This is a genomic window from Ruegeria sp. AG1 (assembly GCF_056541705.1).
Genome location: NZ_JBQFYU010000003.1, coordinates 283,065 through 302,907, shown reverse-complemented (window position 1 = coordinate 302,907; position 19,843 = coordinate 283,065). Strand labels below are relative to the sequence as shown.

Below are 19,843 nucleotides of genomic sequence, written 5' to 3'. Positions count from 1 at the left end.
TCGCGTGCTTTCTGGCTTTGCCGGTTCATTCGGAGGGCACTCGTGTTGAGTGGTCAGACCTGATCGATGAATCCGCTCAAAACTACGAAGATCCTTTCGTTGAATTGACTGACAAACAGCTTAACACGCTTCGGAAATTGGTCAGGTTGCAAGCACTGCTAGAAAAAGGTGGGGCCACGCCAGAACAGCTGGACCAGATTCAAGTGGATATCGAGGCGATCGAAGCAACCCTTGCTGAGGAAGGCATTGATGCGAACTGGCTGATTTCCCAACGCTGGGTTGTAATGGAAAGACGTGAGAAGGCGGGCACGGCCGCCAATGTCGACATCGATGGCGTGACCGTTTCATTGGGCGGATTTGTGATCCCGGCACCCCGCGACGAAGATGGCTCCCAAATGGCGTATATCGTGCCGGAACGTGGAATGTGCAGCCACGTACCGCCTCCGCCTCCGAACCAGATGGTGCGTTTGCGCCTTAGTGATTCCTGGAAGCCCTCGACGGTTTACGAGCCCATCGTTGTAACCGGTCAAATCAGGATCGACCCGACGCACAAAGAAATGCTGGTTGTTGATGGTCCCGTCCTCATGAAGGCTGCGTTTACTTTGGAGGTCGATGACGTTCAGATTTTTGGACCAACCAAGACTTCCGAAGAGGCTACGACCAATAGGGCAAGTGTACTGATGGGAAGAATAAAAGCGACTGGCGGGGCTATCAAAGACGAATAGTGACACGGCCCAACTGACCCGAATAAGGTTCAGAAAGGGCATTCAGTTTAGTGGGCCGAATATCTGCTTGTGAGAGACTGAACGGCGAAGGCGGCGATAGGGGAGCGCATGAGGGTTTGGCTTTTTAGGATAATTGGGCTTGTCGCACTTCTCGCTTTCGCAGCAGTCGCGTTTGTTTGGTTGTTGTTTGCTGCTCCGATGTTCTCGGACATGCGGCGCGACCTTGTGGAAAGAGTTCTTTCGGAACAAATTGGTCGGCCACTTCTTGTCAATGATGATGTAAGCGTCGCGCTTGGCCGCACGAGTTACATTTACGTCGGTGGTGTGGTCATCCCGAGCCTGACAATGCCGGAGGCAGCTCTTGTTGAATTGAACCTGCTGCAACTGGAGCTTGATATTGCCGCTTTGGCCAACAGGCGCCTGCACTTTGACAATCTCGTCGTGGAAGGCCTCCAAGCAAATCTTCTGACCGCCGAAGACGGCACAACAAGCTGGCGAACAGACAGGCCAACACGCAGGCCCGAATCTGAGGAAACGGTATCAACGGAAGATCAAGAAGACGTAGCGAGCGCTGATAGTACCAATGAGAGCGGTACGGAAGGCGGTGGAATCCTTAACTTCTTGAGCGACAAGAACGTCAGTTTCAAGTCAATCGGGTTAAACATCGACGACAAGGTCTCGGGTTTCTCATTTGTGTTTGACCTTCAGTCACTCGCGCTCGAACAAGTAGACAATGGACAAAGAACAAAGGTCTCTGGTTCCGGCTCCGTCAACGGTCAGGTTTTCGAAATCGAAGGCGACTACCCACACGCCGCACCGTTTACGACACGCGCCAGTTTTGGCGAAATGACCGTAAGCTACGATGGCGAGCCCTTCTCGGCAGACGAAGGGGGTGGCTATCGGGCTGTCTTGGAAATGGACACAGGTGAGTTCGGTGATTTTCTAGACGTCATCGGGCTGGAACGCGTCTTAGAAGGCAATGGTCAGCTGCAAGCAGAACTCGTGTCTCAGGACGCTCTGAAGATCGAGGCGTTTACAACATCTGTAAGCTTGGAGGACGGGCAAAAACTCGAAGCTGAAGGTTCAATAGAGGACCTCTACACCGCTCAGGGCGTTGATCTGCTTTTCAACGCGCGGCTTCATCCCGAAGGACAGCCTCCGCCAGCAGCAAAAAGTATCCAGGAACTTAAATTCATTGGATTTGAAATGCATATGGTCGGATCCCTGGCTTCCTTCGAATTCGAGAAGTTGCTGTTCCAAACCAATGCATTTGACCAGGGGCTGGACGTAATCGGCCCAGCCTCAATCGAAAGTATTCGCCGCATGCCAGACGGACGTCTCGCCATGCTGGGCATCGCGCTGCAAGCCGGGCCAATGGAAGAGCCTGTCCTGACAGCCGAAGGGGAAATTCTCGATCTGCTTCAGCTTCAGGACGTAACTTTCGATGGTGAGCTAAACGGGCCCGCCAAGTTGATTTTGCCCAACCTCGATGAAGACTACATTGACCAGTTTGGCGGCATCAAAGCCGATTTCAACATATCCAACGCGGGCGGGCCGGTTTCACTCAACAGGTTTAACGCGACCACCTACGGCACCGATCTCTGGGCGCTCGATCTCGCACTATCTGTCAACGAGCTAAAAGGGCTTGCCGGTCTCGATTTTGACGTGGATTTGGACATCGACGACAGCGCCGAGTTTCTGACCGCAGTGAATCTGCAACCTGTCGAAATCGGATCACTGGCTATAGATGCTGAAACAACCAAACAGGGCGAGGACTTTGATGCCGCAATCCAGTTCGAAGCCGGGTCCTCGCATCTTCTTGCAGCATTGGACGCAAATTTCCCCGAGGGCGCTACTGTTGTTCGGGGCAACATCACCAGCGAAAAGCTTGATCTCAACGACCTGAAGAACCTGACTGCCGTGCTGGACCAACTGAAAAGCTTGGTAGGCGAGACCACAAAGGAAGCTGAAGCCGAAGTTCAGCCTTTGGTTTTACCGAAGGAGACAGACGTCCAGCCCTTGGTATTGCCAAAGGAAAAAGGGAAACCTGCCGATCTTCTGGATGTGCGGCGCGTGCTGCGAGAAGCTGACGTCGAGGTACAGATCGAATTCAAAGAGATTGTAGGCCAGCAAGGCGTAACGTCTGTTTCAAGCCAATTGTCTGCCAAAGACGGAACCGTGGATTTCGGGCCTCTTCAGATGGCTTATGGTGGCGGAAACTTCAGCCTGCGGGCGGTCATGGATGTGATTGACTCTCCTGATTGGCTTTCATTGTCGGGATCGACCTCGGGATGGGAATTCGGTGAGATCCTTGATGAGTTGGGCATTGGTATTGAGGCTTATGGGCGTTTGAGCGGTGAGTTCAACGTTTCTGGCAGTACCGCCTCGGGCAAGGCCTTCGTCAATTCGATGCGTGGCAATGCGTCGTTGTCGATGTCGCAAGGTTACATTAGTACCAGCCTACTAGAGTTGGCCGGGCTAGGTATTTTCCCCTGGCTCTTTTCAGAAGAGTTCCGACAAGGCTATACCGACATCACTTGCGTGGTCGCCCCGGTTGATATCCAGGCCGGGCGCGTCAGTTCAAACTCCATCGTAATAGAAACAGGATCGGTTCAACTGGTGGCCAGGGGGCAAGTGGACTGGCTGAACGATAGCATCGCATTAAGGGCCGAGCCTCGTCGCGTCGGCAAACCCCTATCCCGGAGTGCTTGGCCATTTGATGTAACGGGTCAGCTTTCGTCGCCAAAGTTCAAGCTGGATGTGGGTGGGTCTAGAAGCAAGGCTCCAGGGGGCGCTGATGCTATGCCTGTCGACAGGCAACCCTGTGTGCCGGACATCAATCAATTGCAATAGTCGGAAGCGACCTAGTTCTTCAGTGGTTCCGGCTGTTCGGCCTGACACGTCAAAACGGCCTCAATCGCTTTTGCGGACCCGCTGAGGTCGAGTTCAACCTCGGCCCCACTTTCGCCAATAATCGTAACGCTTTGGCGTTTTCCAAACTCGGTCACAAACGCCGGGTTGTCGAAAAAGGCGTAGCCACCGGGAACTCCATTCTTGTAGACACCAACCGCTTCGCCTTCGAATTTTGCATCACCAAAGTCGAACTTTACGATGCCGGTCGCACCGTCCTCGATCTGCACCCAAGCCGGATTGTAGGCGGCAAAAAAACCACCGGCCTGATTGGGCGCCGCGCCAATTTCAACGGTCATTTCGTTTTCAAAGGGCTTCCACGCGAGACAGCCATTGCCCTTTTCGGGATCAATCAGGATTGTCCAGTCACCGGATTCACCCCACCGTTCCATACCAGCGGCCAACACCGCGCCGGTGGAGATCAATGCCATTGCTGTCAGCGCCAACCTTTTCATTTAATACTCCACAAATGTTCCGCTAATCCTTCGATGCAATCAGGTTATCGCGCGGGGTCAATCAAATACAACCATTCGATTTCTGGAATGTTGAACTATCGCCAACAGCTTCCGGAGAACTTGTCCAACGACAATTAATGGCTGCAATCCAAACTTTGTAAATTCTGCTTTTTGCGCATTTCTGTAATTGGGGCGTCGTGCAGCATCGATCAAAGTGGACTCATTGCCGACCTCGGAGCGGGAGCAGCATAAGCCCCTGCGCCGTAGTCCAAAGCCCTTATTCAATCTGCCTGCACAGAACTCGCGGGTTATGCAGATTCTTTCGTGGCCAAAGTGGCGGCTCGAATATCGAAGGCTGACCATAAGCGCGAGGCTGACCATGCCAATAAGACAGTGCATGAAGGATGCGAAGATTTCGACGCTTTCTGAGAAGACTAGGGTCATCAAAGCCGACAACCGTCGCCTTCGAGCTCAGCTCAACAAACTGACAAATATGCAATTCGGCCAATCAATCGAGTGAAAAATCACCAAAGCGTAAGGATATGTCCAACGTAGAAGCTGCTCATGGAAGAGCGACCGATGATCCGGCGAAGTCCGGCCAAGAGCGTTCATCAATTGTATCCGAACCCCAAGGGGTGTCGAAACCGCGGGGTATGAAGTGGAAACAGCCCGTCACTAGTCCGGCACATCTTCACTGAGAAGATCGCGTAATCAAGCCGAAACAGGGTACGGAGTGCATATGTGGTTGTGCAACGCGACTGATGGGTGAACAAGTGATCGAACGCCTGTCTTATTAAGCTGTTGAGGTTTAGGGTATTCCGAAGCGCTATCCAAAATACGCATGCCGGGTCTGCGATGAATTTGTGTAAGAAAAAGTGCCACCGCGTGCCTTCGCACTATACTCGCTTTGACGATCGGTTGATTGCGGGCCTCGTGGTCAGCAAATTTGCCGATTTCATTCCAAACTACTGCCAGGAACAGATATTCAAACGTTCTGGTATCCAGTTCCACCGTTCAACCAAGGCGCGTTCAATGGACGAACTTGGGGACGCACTCACACCAGTTCACGCGGCCCTTGCAACGAATCTGAAAAGCAGCGTTAAGCTGAACATGATCGAGACGGAATTTTTTCAACTTCTGCCTGGAAATGGTAAGACCAAGACCTGCTATGTACGGGCTTTGTGTCGCGACGCTCGACACTGGCTGGGGAATGGGCCGCCAAGTGCCGTTTTCAACTTTGAGCAATCTCGGCACGGTGAACATGCTGAAGAGATCTTGAATGGCTTTTCCAAAACACTGCAGGTGGATGGCTACGCCGGTTACAATCGCCTTTTATGCGATGAGCGTGATGGAGGCCCTCTGGTCCTCGCATTTTGCTGGGCGCATGTGGGCCGGAAATTCTTGGATGGTTTTCAAAGCTACAAAATCAACAGAGGCAAACAGCGTTATTGAACTTATCAATGAAGTCTATGACGTTGAGAAGTCTTTGAAGGGCAAGAGAGCAGCCGCCCGGTTGGCAGTGCGCTAAAAGGAGGCCGAACTAATAGTTTTCAGGCTGTCTATGCTGCTTCGCAAACTATCTTGGTGAGATTTCGATGGAGTCGACGCTGGGTGCGGCCATTACCTACGCAATGAAACTCCGAGATGGGCTGACCGTTTTTCTCGAAGATAGGCGTAGGGAATTCAACAATAATGCGGTCAAGAACACGATTCGTCCGATTGTATTGCTGCGGAAGAACGCGTTGTTCGCAGGTTCAGAAATCGGCGGTCGCAATTGGGCTCCAATTGCCAGTCTCATCGTTACCTGTAAACAGAATGGCGCCGAACCATATGCCTACCTTACTTGGCTGTTCGATTGGATGGCAGCAGGTCGTCCAAGGTCGGAGTACGAAAAGTTACTGCGTTGGCATTGCCAAAAAGGGACGCTTTGAAATCGACTAAAGTCATCAAGAGATTTGCTTTTTGCCTATCTGGCTTAGTCGGGTGGGCCTCGCACTCATTGGAAGGAAACTGATTGATCGTTGCTGGCTCAACTGAGCCGCTAGGCGAGGCAAAAACAGATCATGGTTGTTGTTAAGATACATGACTGATTAATCATGCTCACAATCCAAGCCGCCGCGTATCTTCATCTGACAACGGATTCCGCTATGTCACTGCCGTTTGGTTTTTGACACACTAACGGGATTCTGAGTGCTTCCAACGCAATTCTAAACGTTGCATCCAGTTAAGTCGCGAATAGAAAACATACCGCAGGGGCGCGTAAGCGTTGAATGAAACGCTTTGGCTTCTCCAGTCCTCTTTTCGCCGAATACAACCAATCCACCATGCGCTGCAACCGGTGTTGATCAATATCTTGACTAAGCTCGTTGTAGGTTACATCTCGGTCTACAGCCAACCACACACAATTTTGGTTTGCCTTCCCTATAACGAAACGGGACAAGGCCTTTCACTTCAGCAATGTGACAACACATAGGTATAACAGTATAGCAAAATAGCGAAAAGTGTTTAAGTAAAGCCGAGAGCGGACTTTATAGCGGTCAACGTAATGCACATCTGAAGGTTTCCCAACAGTATCCAGTATTCCCCTTGCTATGCGATGGAAGTTGTCAAATTCTCTCTCAGCAGCTTGGGTTCTTTCCAATTGCACGTTCTAAATACCTTAGCATCGAAATTTTGGTTTTTTGATTTTGTTCCTTGGACATGTTGGATTTTCCCTTCGGTTCCCCAAAACGTCCAATAAACATCTCCTCGGACCCAAACTCCGATCGAATGGCGGAAGCCTTGATTTTGTGCTCGCCAGTAAGCTCGCCTTTTGCACCGCATCGAAAACACTGAGCATTGTTGAATACTCGAAAGAACATTACTCACAAATCCAATTCTGATCGAATGATGTCGCAGTGAAACAAAACTCAGGAATATGAACGAAAAATCTAAAAGCTGAGGTTCGAGAGCTTGCAAAGCTTAGTCCAAAGCTTCAGCCGTCGTGGAATCCACCATTTGACAATCGCCTCAGGATTCAGAGGACAACAAGAATCGTGCGTCGGACGATTGCGTCGATATGTTTTCGAGAAAATGATCCATTCCATCCAAGCTAATCAGAGCATTGACTACGATGTCGATTTCATCAAGTTCGAGAAATCCCAAGTCTGCAACTAGTTGTTCGCAGAACTAACTGTTTATACGCCCAACAGAGATAAACTCATCTTTTGGACGCTGAGTTTCAAGGTTGGCGCGCAACGCACGCAAGTAGTTCCTGAGTTCTGCCGCGAGTTCCTTCGCAGTGCGTTGCGCCGGGTAGAAAGCTGCCGTCGCTGTTCTTCGCGCGCGTTTCTTGAATTGGCCCACAGTGTCCATACGACACCAGCAAAACCTACGATTCCCACCATTGTTGTCTGGAATTGTTCAAGAATAGTAGTGGTTTCGGGGCCGGTTATTTAACGTCGTCAATAGCTTATAAGGACAAATTAAAAATGCGCTAGGAACAGTCGTCAAACAACTCCAAATATGTGCTCTAGCTAAATTGAGAGAATCCAGTCCGAGACGATATCAATCCTCAGATAGTGCTTTGGAACGCCTGTGATCTTTTAGAAAATGGTAATTGATGGCTAGAAGCACTCAGTTTAATGCTGCCGTTTTGGCGCGTCGCGCCAATATGAACATGATGGGTGCGACCATGAAGCGGCTACGTAAGCGTCAATTGCTACGCTTACATTGTTTGAAGTGCTCCTTTCGAAACAAGGCTAAACTGTTGAAACGCCGTTTACATCCAGATAGATCGCGTAAAGGCTGCTTGTTCCGGCCGCGAACAGCCGGTTCAACTTGGCGCCGCCAAAACATATATTCCCTACCATCTCGGGTATGTGCAACTTGCCGATCAAATCTCCTTGTGGGTTCAGGCAATGAACACCGTCTGCAGCAGAACTCCAGATGCGGCCTTCACGGTCTGGCCTGAAACCATCGAAAAGCCCCGCCGAACAATTGGCAAACACCTCGCCGCCCGTCAGAGTTCTTCCGTCGCTCGCGACGCCGAATCCGCGAATATGCGCCGGGCCATCTGGGTCATGGGTGACGCCCGTGTCGGAGATGTAGAGAGCGCTCTCGTCCGGCGAAAAGGCCAACCCGTTGGGTTTCACGAAGTCGGTGGCAACGGCTGCCACCTCGCCTGATGTCGGATCCACACGAAACACATGACACGCCCCGATCTCACTTTCGGCGCGTTCGCCTTCATAGTCCATCATGATCCCGTAGGAGGGATCGGTGAACCAGATCGACCCGTCCGATTTGACGACAACATCATTCGGCGAGTTTAAACGCTTTCCCTTCCAAGCGTCCGCTAGAACCGTGATAGAGCCGTCATGTTCAGTCCTTGTGACACGCCGGGTCAGATGTTCGCATGACACCAGCCGACCCTCCCGATCCACCGTGTTGCCGTTGGCATTGTTCGAGGGCTGCCGAAACACTGAGACCGATCCATCGGTGTCATCCCAGCGCATCAGACGGTTGTTGGGGATATCAGACCAGACCAGATAGCGCCCGGCGGCAAACCAGGCCGGCCCTTCGGACCAGCGCGCACCGGTCCACAACCGTTCGACCCGCGCGTGGCCAATGAAACAGGCTTCGAACTCTTTTTCGATGACCTCAAATCCGGTGCCGTCCAGAACGCCATACATCCGTTCGCTCCTTTGTTTGTACATTATCCGCCTCCGAACCTGCGCTTTCGTGGCGTTTTGGAGTCAGGCCACAGATAGCCTGACGTGTATCCTCAGCCCTTCAGTTCATTCGGCAGCAAAGCACCGGGCATGTTCTGATAACTGACCGGGCGCAGCCATCGCGCAATGCCGAGAGTACCGACAGAAGTCGCGCGCACATCGGTGCTGGCCGGGTATGGCCCGCCATGCATCATCGCCGAACACACCTCGACACCAGTAGGGAAGCCATTGGCCAACAAACGTCCGGCTTTCTCTTCGAGAATGGGCATTAGAGTGTTGGCGAAGTCATGATCTGCGTCATCCATGTGCAGCGTCAGGGTCAGTTGGCCTTCCAGTCCTTCGGCGAGAGCCACCATCTGATCTGTGTCGTTGCACAGAACGATGATGCCAGCCGCACCGAATACTTCGTGTTGCAGTTTGGGGTTTGCCATCCACTGTTCCGCGTTGACTTTGAACAACGCAGGCAGGGCTGCGCGTTTTCCAGCCGCGACACCGCAGGATGTGACCTCGGTCATCAGATCGCGGAAGGCACGCACGCCCTGTTCATAAGCCACGTGGATGCCGTCGGTCAGCATCTTCTGCTCGGCGGTTCGGTTCAGTGCGTCAACACAGGCGGTTTCCAACGCATCCGCATTCGACCCCTTTCGCATGACGGCAACGCCGGGGTTGGTGCAGAACTGCCCGGCCCCCATGGTCAGAGACGCGGCCCAGCCCGCGCCGATATCCGCCGCACGCGCGTCCATAGCAGCGGGCAGACAGAACATCGGGTTGACCGAGCCAAGTTCACCGTAAAACGGGATCGGGTGCGGGCGCGCGTGACACAGATCATAAAGCGCCCTGCCCCCGGCCAGCGATCCGGTGAAACCAACCGCCCGAATATCGGGATGTTGCACCAGGGCCGATCCGACCTCGCGCCCTGACCCCTGCACGATCTGGAACGTGCCGACGGGCATGTCGCAGAGTTCAATCGCCTTGGCGATGGCCTGAGCCACCAATTCGGCTGTACCCGCATGGGCGCTGTGGCCCTTGACGATCACCGGGCATCCAGCTGCCAAAGCCGAGGCGGTGTCCCCGCCCGCCGTGGAAAAGGCGAGCGGGAAGTTCGACGCTCCAAAGACGGCCACCGGGCCTAAGGCTTTGTGCGTCAGGCGCAGATCAGGACGGGGGAGTGGCGTCCGATCAGGAAGCGCGCCGTCTTTGCGAATATCGAGATATCCAGTCTCTTCGATTAGGTCGGCGAACATGCGCAATTGCCCGGTGGTACGTCCGCGTTCGCCCACCAGGCGCGCCTCGGGCAGGCCGGTCTCAGCCATGCCTGTCTGGGTGATCTCCTGTCCCAGAACATCCATCTGCTCGGCAATCGTGCGCAGGAACGTGGCCCGTTCGGCCCGCGACTTGCCCGCATAAGCACGGAAGTCACGGCGGGCGGCGCGACAGGCCTCGTCGACCTGAGCAGCTGACGCCTGAGCGAAGTTCTGCCCTTCCAGATCATCTGAAGCACGCAGGTTGTCTGAGCCGACCCACTTGCCGTCGATCAGGATTTGTCCAAGGATCATCTTATTTTCCCCACTTCAGGACCATCGGGTCCAAAGGTTTCAAAAGGTCGATCAACCGGTCTCGGATCGCCGGTTGCAGCGGATCAATCGGGTGACGGCAGAACTCGGACCGGATCACGCCGCCTTCGACCATCGCCGCCTTGCACGATTGCCAGCCGCATTGGCGGTTTTCGTGGTTGATCACCATCGCCACGCGCCCATAGGCGGCGGTAGCATCGTCAACGCGACCTGCATGGTGATGGGTGATGACCGGCTTGATCTGATCCACGATCATACCCGAGGTCATCGAGCCTGTGGCCCCCGCATCCAGATCGGCCAGCAAGGTAATCCCCTCTTCGCCATCAAAAGGGGCCTCAATCGCGTCGCCTCCTTCGGCAATCAGCGCCCGCAGCTTGTTGGCCGCCCGAGGACATTCGATCTTGAACAGTTTCACCATCTCGATCTCTTGCGCCATGCGCACCAGCAGAGGCACCGGCAGGTCGACACCCGACAAAGGCGCATCCTGCACCATGATCGGAATGCCGACCTCGCCCACGGCTGCAAACTGCTCGAAGGTCTGCTGCGCGTTCCCCTTCAGAAGCGCCCCGTGATAGGGCGGCATCATCATCACGATGTCCGCACCCAAGTCCTTGACAAATTGCGCCCGTTCCACGGCGATCTGAGTTGCAAAATGGCTGATCGTGACAATCATTGGAACGCGTCCTGAGACGTGCTCAAGGCTGAGCCGAGTCAAAGTCTCGCGCTCGGCGTCCGAGATCAGGAACTGTTCCGAGAAATTCGCCAGAACACAGATCCCATCCGCGCCCTGATCGATCAGACAATCAAGAACGCGCTTCATCCCGTCCAGATCAAGCGTTCCGTTCTCGTTGAACGGTGTTGGCGCAACGGGCCAGATACCGGTGTAGGTCATGATTTACTCCGTAATCTGGAAGTGTTTGAGGTGTTTGTCCGTGATTTCGATCCCAAGACCCGGCGTATCGTCATCCAGATCAAGGAACCCATCAACGGCCTCGGGGTCACCTTCGAAGATGTAATAGAAAAGCTCATTTCCGACCTCGACATCAAAGACGGGGAAGTACTCGCTGATCATGCAATTGGCGTTGGCCATGGTCAGGTGGTAATTGTGCATCTGGCCCGCATGGGGGATTACAGGCACCTGGAACGCCTCAGCAATTGCGTTGATCTTCTGCGCTGCCGTAATCCCGCCCACCCGGTTTGTGTCATATTGCAGAACCGAAACGGCCTTTTTCTCGATCAGGTCCTTGCAGCCGATGACCGAGAATTCATGCTCACCGCCTGAGATCGGAACGATGTTCATCGCATTCAGCTCGCGGTAGCCTTCGACATCATCGGCGATCACCGGTTCCTCCAGCCAGCGGGGTTCATACTTAACCAATTTCGGCAGCATCCGCTTTGTGTAGTCGAGATTCCAGCCCATGTAGCATTCCAGCATCAGGTCAACGTCATAGCCGATGACCTCGCGCACGGCCTCGACCCGTTTGAGGTTTTCGCGCATCCCGGCCATGCCATCTTTGGGGCCCCAACCGAAGCGCATCTTATAAGCGGAATAGCCGTTCTTTTGCGCCGCGGCAGCCTCGGCCTGCATCACGTCGATGGGGCCGGAATAGAGCTTTGAGTAATAGACGGGGATCTTTTCTTTCGTGCGCCCGCCCAGCAGCTTGAAAACCGGTTTGCCCGTCAGCTTGCCCATCAGATCCCAGATCCCCAGATCGACGGCCGAGATCGCCGTCATCCCGATCCCCTTGCGCCCCCAGGCATGGCTGCGGCGGTACATCTTTTCCCACAGATAGGCATAGTCGAACGGGTCTTCGCCGATCACCAGCGGGGCAAACCATTCGTCAATGGCCGCCTTGACCACCGAAGGAGCCAACGCAGCGTTGCCAATGCCGATAGTGCCGTCTTCGGTCTCAACCTCACAGGTTAGCCATTGATGGAACCGGAAGGACGACATCGCATCGCCCTTTTCGTATAGCACATCCGAGGCGTTGGTGCAGAAATTGCCAGTCGGCGGCACGGTTGGCCCGGTCCAGTTCCAGACGCGGGTGCGCACGGATTTGATTTTGGTCATCTTGGTCTCCTCAGTCCGCACTGCGTTCAGCGCGATGCGTTTTCGCCATGCGCACCAGCAGATCAAACGCCTGCCGTGTTGCGCCCGGATTGGCCTTGTTCTGTCCAGCGATATCAAAAGCAGTGCCATGGGCCGGAGTGGCGACCGGAATGGGCAAGCCACCCGCAACGGTCACGCCGCGTTCAAACCCCATCAGCTTGATCGCGATCTGGCCCTGGTCATGATACATGGTCACAACCGCATCGACCTCGCCGCGCTGCGCCTTGAGGAACACTGTGTCCGAGGGCCACGGGCCGGTCACATTCAACTGTTTTTGCTGCGCCTTCCGCACGGCAGGTTCCAAAATGTCGATCTCTTCCCGGCCAAACTTGCCATTGTCCCCCGCATGCGGGTTCAGCGCCGCCACCGCGATATTGGGGCGGGTTTCCCCGGCCTTGCGCAGGGTGTCATTGGCCAGATTGACCGCCTTCAATATCCCCTCTTCAGTGATATTGGCCGCCACATCCTTCAACCCGATATGTGAGGTCACGCGGGTCGTCATCAGCTCATCCAGAACGTTGAGTTCAGAGTGATAGCCGGTATGCCCCATGTAGCGCGCCATGTAGCGGTGCTCGTCCTCGGCATTCAGCCCGGCTGCGGTCATTGCGGCCTTGTTGAACGGGCCGAACAGGATGCCGTCCACCTGCCCCGCCATCGCCAGATCCATCGCTTTGTCGAGACAGCGTAGAGATGTGGTGCCACCCTCGACGGTGACCTCGGCGATCTTCACGTCCTCGGGCGCGATGGTGTCGAGCTCAAGATGAGTCAGCCCGGGTTGATCTGCCACCTCGGTCACTGTGTTCAGCGGCACGTCCAGTTCAGCCTGTTCCGCGCCGCGCTGCCAGAGGTGGCTGTCGCCCACCAGCACTATATTCGCGGCCTCCTGCACGCCCTCCTGATGAAGCAGTTTGGCGATCAGTTCCGGGCCGATGCCCGAAGGGTCGCCGGGCACAATAGCGATACGAGGCTTGGTCATGCCGCGTGCTCCCAGTGTTTCGAAAATCCGTTAGGCAGGATGACCATCACGTCCGGTTCCTTGCCCGTGTCAAAGGTCTGCACCACCTCGAACGTATCAAGGTTGAACCGCTGCACCTGTTCGCAATCGATAGCGATATAGGCAAAGGCAGCCTCATCATCGATGCACAGCGCCAGCGGGTTCGCGGGCGTTTTTTGTTCGTGTAACATTTCGCCAGTTGCTTCATCGAATACCGAGAACGACCCCCCGAAATGGTTCATCGTCACCAGCCGGTTGCGTTTCTCGTCGTAGTAGATGCGGCAGGGGTCATCTGGCGTTGGAAAGGTGCGCTCGATCTCAAGCGTGTTGGTGTTGACCACGGCGACGGTGTTCGAGATTCGCTGCGAGGTATAGAGCGTCTGTGCCTGTTCCCGCAGACAGCGCCCTTCAGGTTTCTTTCCGGTCTTGATTGGGATCGGCGAAACCGACGCATCATAGGGATTGAACACGGTCACATCGCCCGAAGTCAGGTTCATTGAATACGCTGTGTGTCCGTCCCTGGTCAGCGCAAACAGATGACACTTGGTGCCACCAGTGGGCGTGATGTGATCCCAGCCTTGATCGAAGGCACGGGGGTCTTCCTTGACCAGCAGATGGCCTGTCCATTCCGACAGCACGTAAAGACGCCCCTGCCCGTCCAGCCCAATCCCGTGCGGACGGGCATGCTCACCCAGATCGTAGCTGTGCACGATTTCCTGTTTGCGGATGTCGATCACGATCACGGACCGGCCATCGGTGCCTGCAATACCGGAATTCTGCACGCCGTAATGACCGACATAGGCATAGTGAAACTCGTCATCGACCACGAATTCATGAGGGAAATGCGGCAGATCCAACCGCCCCTGCCGGGCACCGGTTTCAATGTCATACCAGCTTACGCAATGGCTGCATTTTTCAATCAACATCATGGATTGCGCCATTCGGGCTCTCTCCGTCTTTGGTTATTTCAATTGCCTGTGGCCGGTCCCGCTAGGGCCAGCCACAAGCGGGTTTCTTAGCGCTCCAATGCGCCCACGCCCGAGAAGCGGAACGCTTCCTGTTCCAGCGCATCAATCTCCTCAGCGCTCATCTGGTCATGCGCGACGGTGATACGGCCCAAGAACACAAAGGGCAGTTCGTCCTGCCGGCCTTCCATATGCGCCTTGATCGCTTCGGCTGTCGCCGCGCCCACATCGTCACCCATGCGCATCGGGGTCGCGTCCAGCTCGCCCCGGCGAATGGCGTCCAGCTCAAGGCCGGTGCCGCCCCAACCGGTCGAGAACACGTCTTTCTCTTTGCCGACCGCAAGCTGAGCTTCGACCGACCCCATGGCCATCGCGGTGTTGGCGTTATGGATGATGGTGGCTTCGGGATAGGCTTGCAGGATCAGGCTGGTGCCCTCAAAGCCGCCTTCGCGCTGGTACTCACCGTAATGTTCGTAAACGGTGGTCCAGTTGCCTTTCTCTTCGACGCAGGCCTTGAAATCACCTGACCGCTGGTCGTCGGTAATGCCAGGAATTCCGCGGTTCATCGCCATCGTGACGTCACTGCCCAGCCGTTCCAGCATGTAGTCGCACATGGTCAGAGCACCGGCGGCTGAGCTGAAGTCGAACCACGCATCAGGCTGGTTTTTCAGCTCTTTCGGCGGCGTGTGGAAGGCCCAGACGAAGGTTGCAAACCCGTCATTTCCGGCCATCTTGTCGATATTGTCAGCCTGAATGGCCAGTTCCGACGGGCCGAAGATCACGAAGTCATACAGGTCCGCATCTTGAACCACCTGATTGGCATAGGTCGATTGCAGGCTGTGTTCGATCTGACGGCTGGCGAATTCGGTGGTTTCATACTCGATGCCCAACTCGTCCAGACGTTTGGTCATCGCCAGATAGTTGCGCGCCCAGAAGTCGGAGGTGTCAGCAGAAGGATAGATCAGTGCGATCTGCAAAGGTGCATCCTGAGTGCCTTCATACTTGACCGCTTCGGCCCCTGTCATCGCCTGCAAGGCTTCCAACTTGCCGTCGGCGTTAACCTCGCCCGGGACCCAGTAGTCCCGATCTTCGATACCCGGCAGTTCCTTAAGCGGTAGCTTTCCGTGCCCATCAGCAAAGGCTGCAGTGGCACAAAGGCAAAATGCGCTTGTCGTCAGTAGTGCTTTGTTCAATTGTTTCACGGTAAGTCCTCCCTTTCGCGAACATTGTGGGGCCTTGCAGGTGCGCCAGGACTCCTACCTCCGGGCGCACCACTTTTGTTTGCCTTAGCCGCTTGGCGTAGGCTCGGTTGCCAGTCCCGCCCCTAGGGCAAGCAACAGGATTAATGCGCCGATCAGAGCGGCCGAGAAGCGGATCAGTTTTTGCGCCTCTTTGCTGCGCAGACCCGCCAGAAGGCCCTGCGCCCCGTCACGGTCTTTCTTTTGCATCCAGGTGTAGAGCGCGACCGAGCTGACGATCACCACGCCCGAGGCGACGGATTGCCAAAAGAACTCTATCCGCAGAGTCACCAGTGCGTTGATCATCATCGACAGCAGCAACACACCGGCCAGAGAGCCCAGCATCGAAGCGCGCCCACCGAACAGGGACGTGCCGCCCACGACAACCGCCGCAATGACGTGCAGGTTGAAATACGGGGCCGAGGTCGCCTGAATGGCGTTCAGTTTTCCGGTCAGCATGACACCGGCCATCGCGGCAGCGGCACCCATCAGCACATAGGCATAGATCTTGTGCCGATCGACTGCCACGCCGGTCATTTCACTCGCTTCCGGGTTCGAGCCAATAGCAATCGTGTAGCGCCCGAAATAAGTGCGTGTCAGCACGACATAGCCAATCGCCATTGTGATCAAGCCCAGCACCACAGGCACCGGAATGAAACCCGGAATCTGACCCCGTCCGATTTCGGTGATCAGGTCAGGGAACCGCGCGAGTACCAAACCTTTTGCAATCACCAGCGCCAGGCCGCGATAAACAAGGTCCATTGCCAGTGTTCCGATCAGGTCCGGCACTTTGAAGCGGGTAATAACCAGACCGTTGATCAATCCCATGATCGCACCAAGGACAATCGCCAGCGGTACGGCCACCCAGGCCGGGAACCCATACTGCTTGACCAGAAAGGCCATGAGAATAGCAGAGAGGGCTGCAATCGAGCCAATCGACAGGTCAATCCCGCGCTGGGTGATGACAAAGGTCATCGCCATCGCCATCGGCATGTAGAGCGCAGCATCCAACAGGATCAGATTGAGGTTGGTCAGGCGGAAATACCGGGCCGGTTCCGCAATCCCCATGAAGATGAGAATGGCCAGGATCATCACCATCGGCCCGATAAAAGCCAGATAGGGCTCCAATCGGTCCATGATGGTTCTTTGTTCAGTGTTTGTCATCGCCGCGGACATATCGTTCTCCTTCACGCAGCTGCATCCTGGGCGCCAACAATCAGGCCCAGAACGTCTTGAACGGAACTTTCCGCAGTTTTGACAACGCCAACGGCGCGGCCCCGGCGTTGCACATGAACGCGGTCGGCTACTTCGAATACGTCATCCAATGAGTGCGAAATAAGGATCACAGCTAGGCCCTGTTCACGCAGCGCCTTGATCAGCTTCAGCGTCCGTGCCGTTTCCTGTGGCCCAAGTGCGGCAGTGGGTTCGTCCATCACCAGCAAGCGCAGGTCTTCGTGATAAACCGCGCGCGAGATCGCGACCGCCTGACGTTGCCCGCCTGACAGGCTTTCCGTCATCACATCCATCGACCGCAGCCGGACACCCAGACGTTCTTCCAGAACCCGGGCGGCCTCAGATTTCATGCGTTTGTTGTCCAGAAACGGAACGCCGAAAACGTTCTTGGTCAACTCGTTGCCCAGAAACATATTCGCAGCAGGGGAAAGATGGTCGGCCAGCGCGAGGGTCTGGTAAACCGCATCAATCCCGTTTGCGATTGCGTCAGAATGGCTGGCCATCTCCAACGGTTTTCCATCCATCAGGATGTGGCCTTCGGTGGGTTGATATACTCCGGTCAGGATTTTGATCAGGGTGGATTTACCGGCCCCGTTGTCCCCGACGATGGCGAGCACTTCACCCGCATAGGCCGTCAGATCGACATCCTGCAGCGCGGTCAACCCGCCGAAGCGTTTGGTTATTCCCAGCATTTGAACCAATGGCTGTTCGCTCATGGTTTCCTCCTTTGCGCAAAGCTCCGCCATGGCGGTCGAAAGACCGCTGAGCTGGCTCTGCGCTGTGTCATCTTTTCGAGCGGGGCCCTTGCCAATTCAGGTAAGGACCACCGGATCGGTTACTTGCCCCAGATCTTTGCGTAGGCTTCGCGATAGGGGCTGTCAGGGTCGAACTGGTTGCTGTCGCCCAGTTTGGCCAGACCTTCTTCGGTCACCAGTGCGGGCGACGTGACATAGCCCGAGCACCCCTCGCCCTGAATGGCGCGGTTCAACTCGTCCACCAGTTGCCAGCCTTGCAGGTTGAGTGGCTCGGCCACGGTAATTGTCTGGTAGTTGCCGCTGCGGATCCGCTGAAATGCGGCCTCGGAACCGTCGCCCGCTGACCCCGCCTGAGGCCCGTCGTCGGACGAGATACCCGCCGCCGCCAATGCAGGCCCCATGAAGTCAAAATACAGATCGTTGATCGCAAGCGCGTGGGTCCACTGGTTGCCGTATTTCTGCAACAAGCTTGTGGTCAGTGGTCCCATCCGGGCCGAGGTATCGGCGATTGGCGTGTCGACATATTCCAGCACCGTACCGCCCGCAGCTTCGATGGTTTCCTTGATGCGGTCCGCCTTGTCGATGGCAATCTGATAGGTCGAGTCGGTGAAGATGATCGCCCCCACCCCGTCGCCGCCATCTTCCATGGCCCATTCAGCAGCCACTTCGGACACCGTCATGGCGTCGGTCGAGACATTGGCAAAGATGCCCCCGGGTGCGTCACATCCGATCTTTGGACCGGAATGCCAGGCCACCATCGGAATGCCCGCGCTTACCACGCCTTCCAGAGCGGCCTGTTGTTCCACCGCGTCAAAACCGTTGATGATGATCCCGTCCGGTTGGAGGGCCAGTGCCTGCCCGATTGCTCCGGTCCGGCCTTGAATGGACCCGGCTCCATCCAGTACCCGCACGTCCCAACCAATTGTTCCGACTGCTTCCTCAACACCATTGGTCACCCCAAGAATGCCACCATTTTTCAGATCGCCCGCGACGACGACAATGGATTTGCCTTCAGCAGCTGTCGGTCCACTGGTTGGCCCGTCGAACGCGGTCTCAGCCGTTACCGGAAACCCCAAACCTGTCAGCAGCGCGGCAGCGGATACCGCCATGAAAGTCCGTTTCAGCATAATCTCCTCCCTTATGCTGTTTACTTTTTGGCGCCTTTGCGACGCTGAGCGTAACCGGCGATACCGATTGCAATCAGCAGCGTGACACCGTTGAACATCGGCTCGACCCAGAAGGATCCACCGAATTGCTGAATGCCCGAGATACCAACAGCCAGGATCGCGACACCCACGACTGTTCCCCAAACATTCACGCGTCCCGGCTTGATGGTGGTGGACCCAAGAAAGGCCCCAACCAAAGCAGGTAACAGGAATTCAAGACCGACCGAGGCTTGCCCGATCCGCAGTTTCGACGCCAAGAGCACCCCGGCAAAGGCGGTGATCAGCCCCGATGACATGAAGGCACCAATGACGAATTTCCGCGTCGGAATACCGTTCAGCTGAGCGGCCCGCTGATTGGCGCCAATCGCGTAGAGGTACCGACCGATGGGCGTGTATTCCAAGATCAGCCACATCGCGACCGTGATCCCCAGCACGTAGAACCCGGTGATCGGCAGACCGAATACAAAGGTGCCGTTGATGGCATAGAAACTCTCCGGCAAGGCGCCGACCATCTGACGTCCGCCTGTGTGCCACAGCGCCAGCGCATAGAGCACTGTGCCTGTGCCCAGGGTGGCAATGAAGCTGTCGATCTTGGCAACCTCTACCAGCAATCCGTTCAGGAATCCGGTCAGCAGACCCAGCGACAGAACGATGGCCACCGCAATCGGCCAAGGAATGCCGAACATTGTCTGTAGCGAGATCGCAAGGATATGCCATAGCACGATGCCGTATCCCACGGTTAGATCGATGCGACCTGCCGCCATCGGGATCATCGCCCCCAGCGACAGAAGTGCGATGATCGCCTTGTCCGAGATAATCGCCCGCAGATTCAAAAGCGTCGGGAAGGTGTTCGGCAGAAGGATCGAAAACAGGATGATCAGAAAACCTGTCAGCAGAACCAGCCCATAAACCGGTAAGAACCTGAGCATTCGGGTTTTCAACGAGGCATCTTTCAGCTCGGCCTTGGTCGGTTCCAGCGCATTGGATTCAAGCGATTGCATAGTCGTTT

16 protein-coding genes are annotated in these 19,843 nt (G+C 55.6%); 4 read left to right on the top strand and 12 right to left on the bottom strand.

Features of this window, described 5'->3' with window-relative positions; translation table 11 throughout:
• Positions 1-146: 146 nt before the first annotated feature.
• Together ACR0B5_RS05960 and ACR0B5_RS05955 are read left to right on the top strand one after the other, a co-directional pair.
• A complete protein-coding gene (locus ACR0B5_RS05960; protein WP_480539141.1) occupies positions 147-725 on the top strand; it encodes a DUF3299 domain-containing protein in 579 nt (192 codons plus the stop codon).
• Between the two features lie 108 nt (positions 726-833).
• Positions 834-3,578: an AsmA family protein gene (locus ACR0B5_RS05955; protein WP_480539139.1), complete on the top strand. Its 2,745-nt coding sequence runs from the start codon at positions 834-836 to the stop codon at positions 3,576-3,578.
• Between the two features lie 11 nt (positions 3,579-3,589).
• Here ACR0B5_RS05955 and ACR0B5_RS05950 read toward each other — a convergent pair whose 3' ends face one another.
• Positions 3,590-4,090: a hypothetical protein gene (locus ACR0B5_RS05950; protein ID WP_170380096.1), complete on the bottom strand. Its 501-nt coding sequence runs from the start codon at positions 4,088-4,090 to the stop codon at positions 3,590-3,592.
• Between the two features lie 885 nt (positions 4,091-4,975).
• Here ACR0B5_RS05950 and ACR0B5_RS05945 point away from each other — a divergent pair.
• Both ACR0B5_RS05945 and ACR0B5_RS05940 read left to right on the top strand, forming a co-directional pair.
• Positions 4,976-5,542 carry an IS66 family transposase gene (locus ACR0B5_RS05945; RefSeq protein ID WP_480539137.1) on the top strand — a complete coding sequence of 189 codons (567 nt, stop codon included), beginning with the start codon at positions 4,976-4,978 and terminating at the stop codon, positions 5,540-5,542.
• A gap of 143 nt (positions 5,543-5,685) precedes the next feature.
• Complete coding sequence (locus ACR0B5_RS05940) at positions 5,686-6,021, top strand: transposase domain-containing protein (protein ID WP_480539135.1); 336 nt, start codon at positions 5,686-5,688, stop codon at positions 6,019-6,021.
• 1,809 nt (positions 6,022-7,830) lie between these two features.
• Here the strand turns inward: ACR0B5_RS05940 and ACR0B5_RS05935 are convergent.
• From ACR0B5_RS05935 to ACR0B5_RS05885, 11 genes are all read right to left on the bottom strand, one after another.
• Positions 7,831-8,760, bottom strand: a complete 930-nt coding sequence (locus ACR0B5_RS05935; protein WP_480539315.1) for an SMP-30/gluconolactonase/LRE family protein — start codon at positions 8,758-8,760, stop codon at positions 7,831-7,833.
• Positions 8,761-8,852: 92 nt separating this feature from the next.
• Positions 8,853-10,355, bottom strand: a complete 1,503-nt coding sequence (locus tag ACR0B5_RS05930; RefSeq protein ID WP_480539133.1) for an aldehyde dehydrogenase (NADP(+)) — start codon at positions 10,353-10,355, stop codon at positions 8,853-8,855.
• Between the two features lies 1 nt (position 10,356).
• The gene (locus ACR0B5_RS05925) at positions 10,357-11,268 is read right to left on the bottom strand and encodes a dihydrodipicolinate synthase family protein (protein WP_480539313.1); all 912 of its coding nucleotides are present in this window, start codon (positions 11,266-11,268) and stop codon (positions 10,357-10,359) included.
• Positions 11,269-12,444, bottom strand: coding sequence for an L-rhamnonate dehydratase (locus ACR0B5_RS05920; protein WP_480539131.1), 1,176 nt, complete (start codon positions 12,442-12,444; stop codon positions 11,269-11,271).
• Positions 12,445-12,454: 10 nt separating this feature from the next.
• Entirely contained in the window at positions 12,455-13,459 is a 1,005-nt protein-coding gene (locus tag ACR0B5_RS05915) for a 4-hydroxythreonine-4-phosphate dehydrogenase PdxA (protein WP_480539129.1), read from the bottom strand.
• On the bottom strand, positions 13,456-14,418 hold the full coding sequence (locus ACR0B5_RS05910) for a YncE family protein (RefSeq protein ID WP_480539127.1): 963 nt from the start codon (positions 14,416-14,418) through the stop codon (positions 13,456-13,458). Before ACR0B5_RS05910 ends, ACR0B5_RS05915 begins: the two co-directional genes overlap by 4 nt.
• A 74-nt stretch (positions 14,419-14,492) precedes the next feature.
• Positions 14,493-15,644 carry a substrate-binding domain-containing protein gene (locus ACR0B5_RS05905; RefSeq protein ID WP_170644353.1) on the bottom strand — a complete coding sequence of 384 codons (1,152 nt, stop codon included), beginning with the start codon at positions 15,642-15,644 and terminating at the stop codon, positions 14,493-14,495.
• An 84-nt stretch (positions 15,645-15,728) separates the two neighbouring features.
• The gene (locus ACR0B5_RS05900) at positions 15,729-16,856 is read right to left on the bottom strand and encodes an ABC transporter permease (RefSeq protein WP_170556670.1); all 1,128 of its coding nucleotides are present in this window, start codon (positions 16,854-16,856) and stop codon (positions 15,729-15,731) included.
• Between the two features lie 11 nt (positions 16,857-16,867).
• Complete coding sequence (locus ACR0B5_RS05895; protein WP_480539125.1) at positions 16,868-17,629, bottom strand: ATP-binding cassette domain-containing protein; 762 nt, start codon at positions 17,627-17,629, stop codon at positions 16,868-16,870.
• Between the two features lie 119 nt (positions 17,630-17,748).
• Entirely contained in the window at positions 17,749-18,795 is a 1,047-nt protein-coding gene (locus ACR0B5_RS05890; RefSeq protein ID WP_480539123.1) for a substrate-binding domain-containing protein, read from the bottom strand.
• A gap of 20 nt (positions 18,796-18,815) precedes the next feature.
• A complete protein-coding gene (locus ACR0B5_RS05885; protein ID WP_480539121.1) occupies positions 18,816-19,835 on the bottom strand; it encodes an ABC transporter permease in 1,020 nt (339 codons plus the stop codon).
• Positions 19,836-19,843 lie beyond the last annotated feature (8 nt).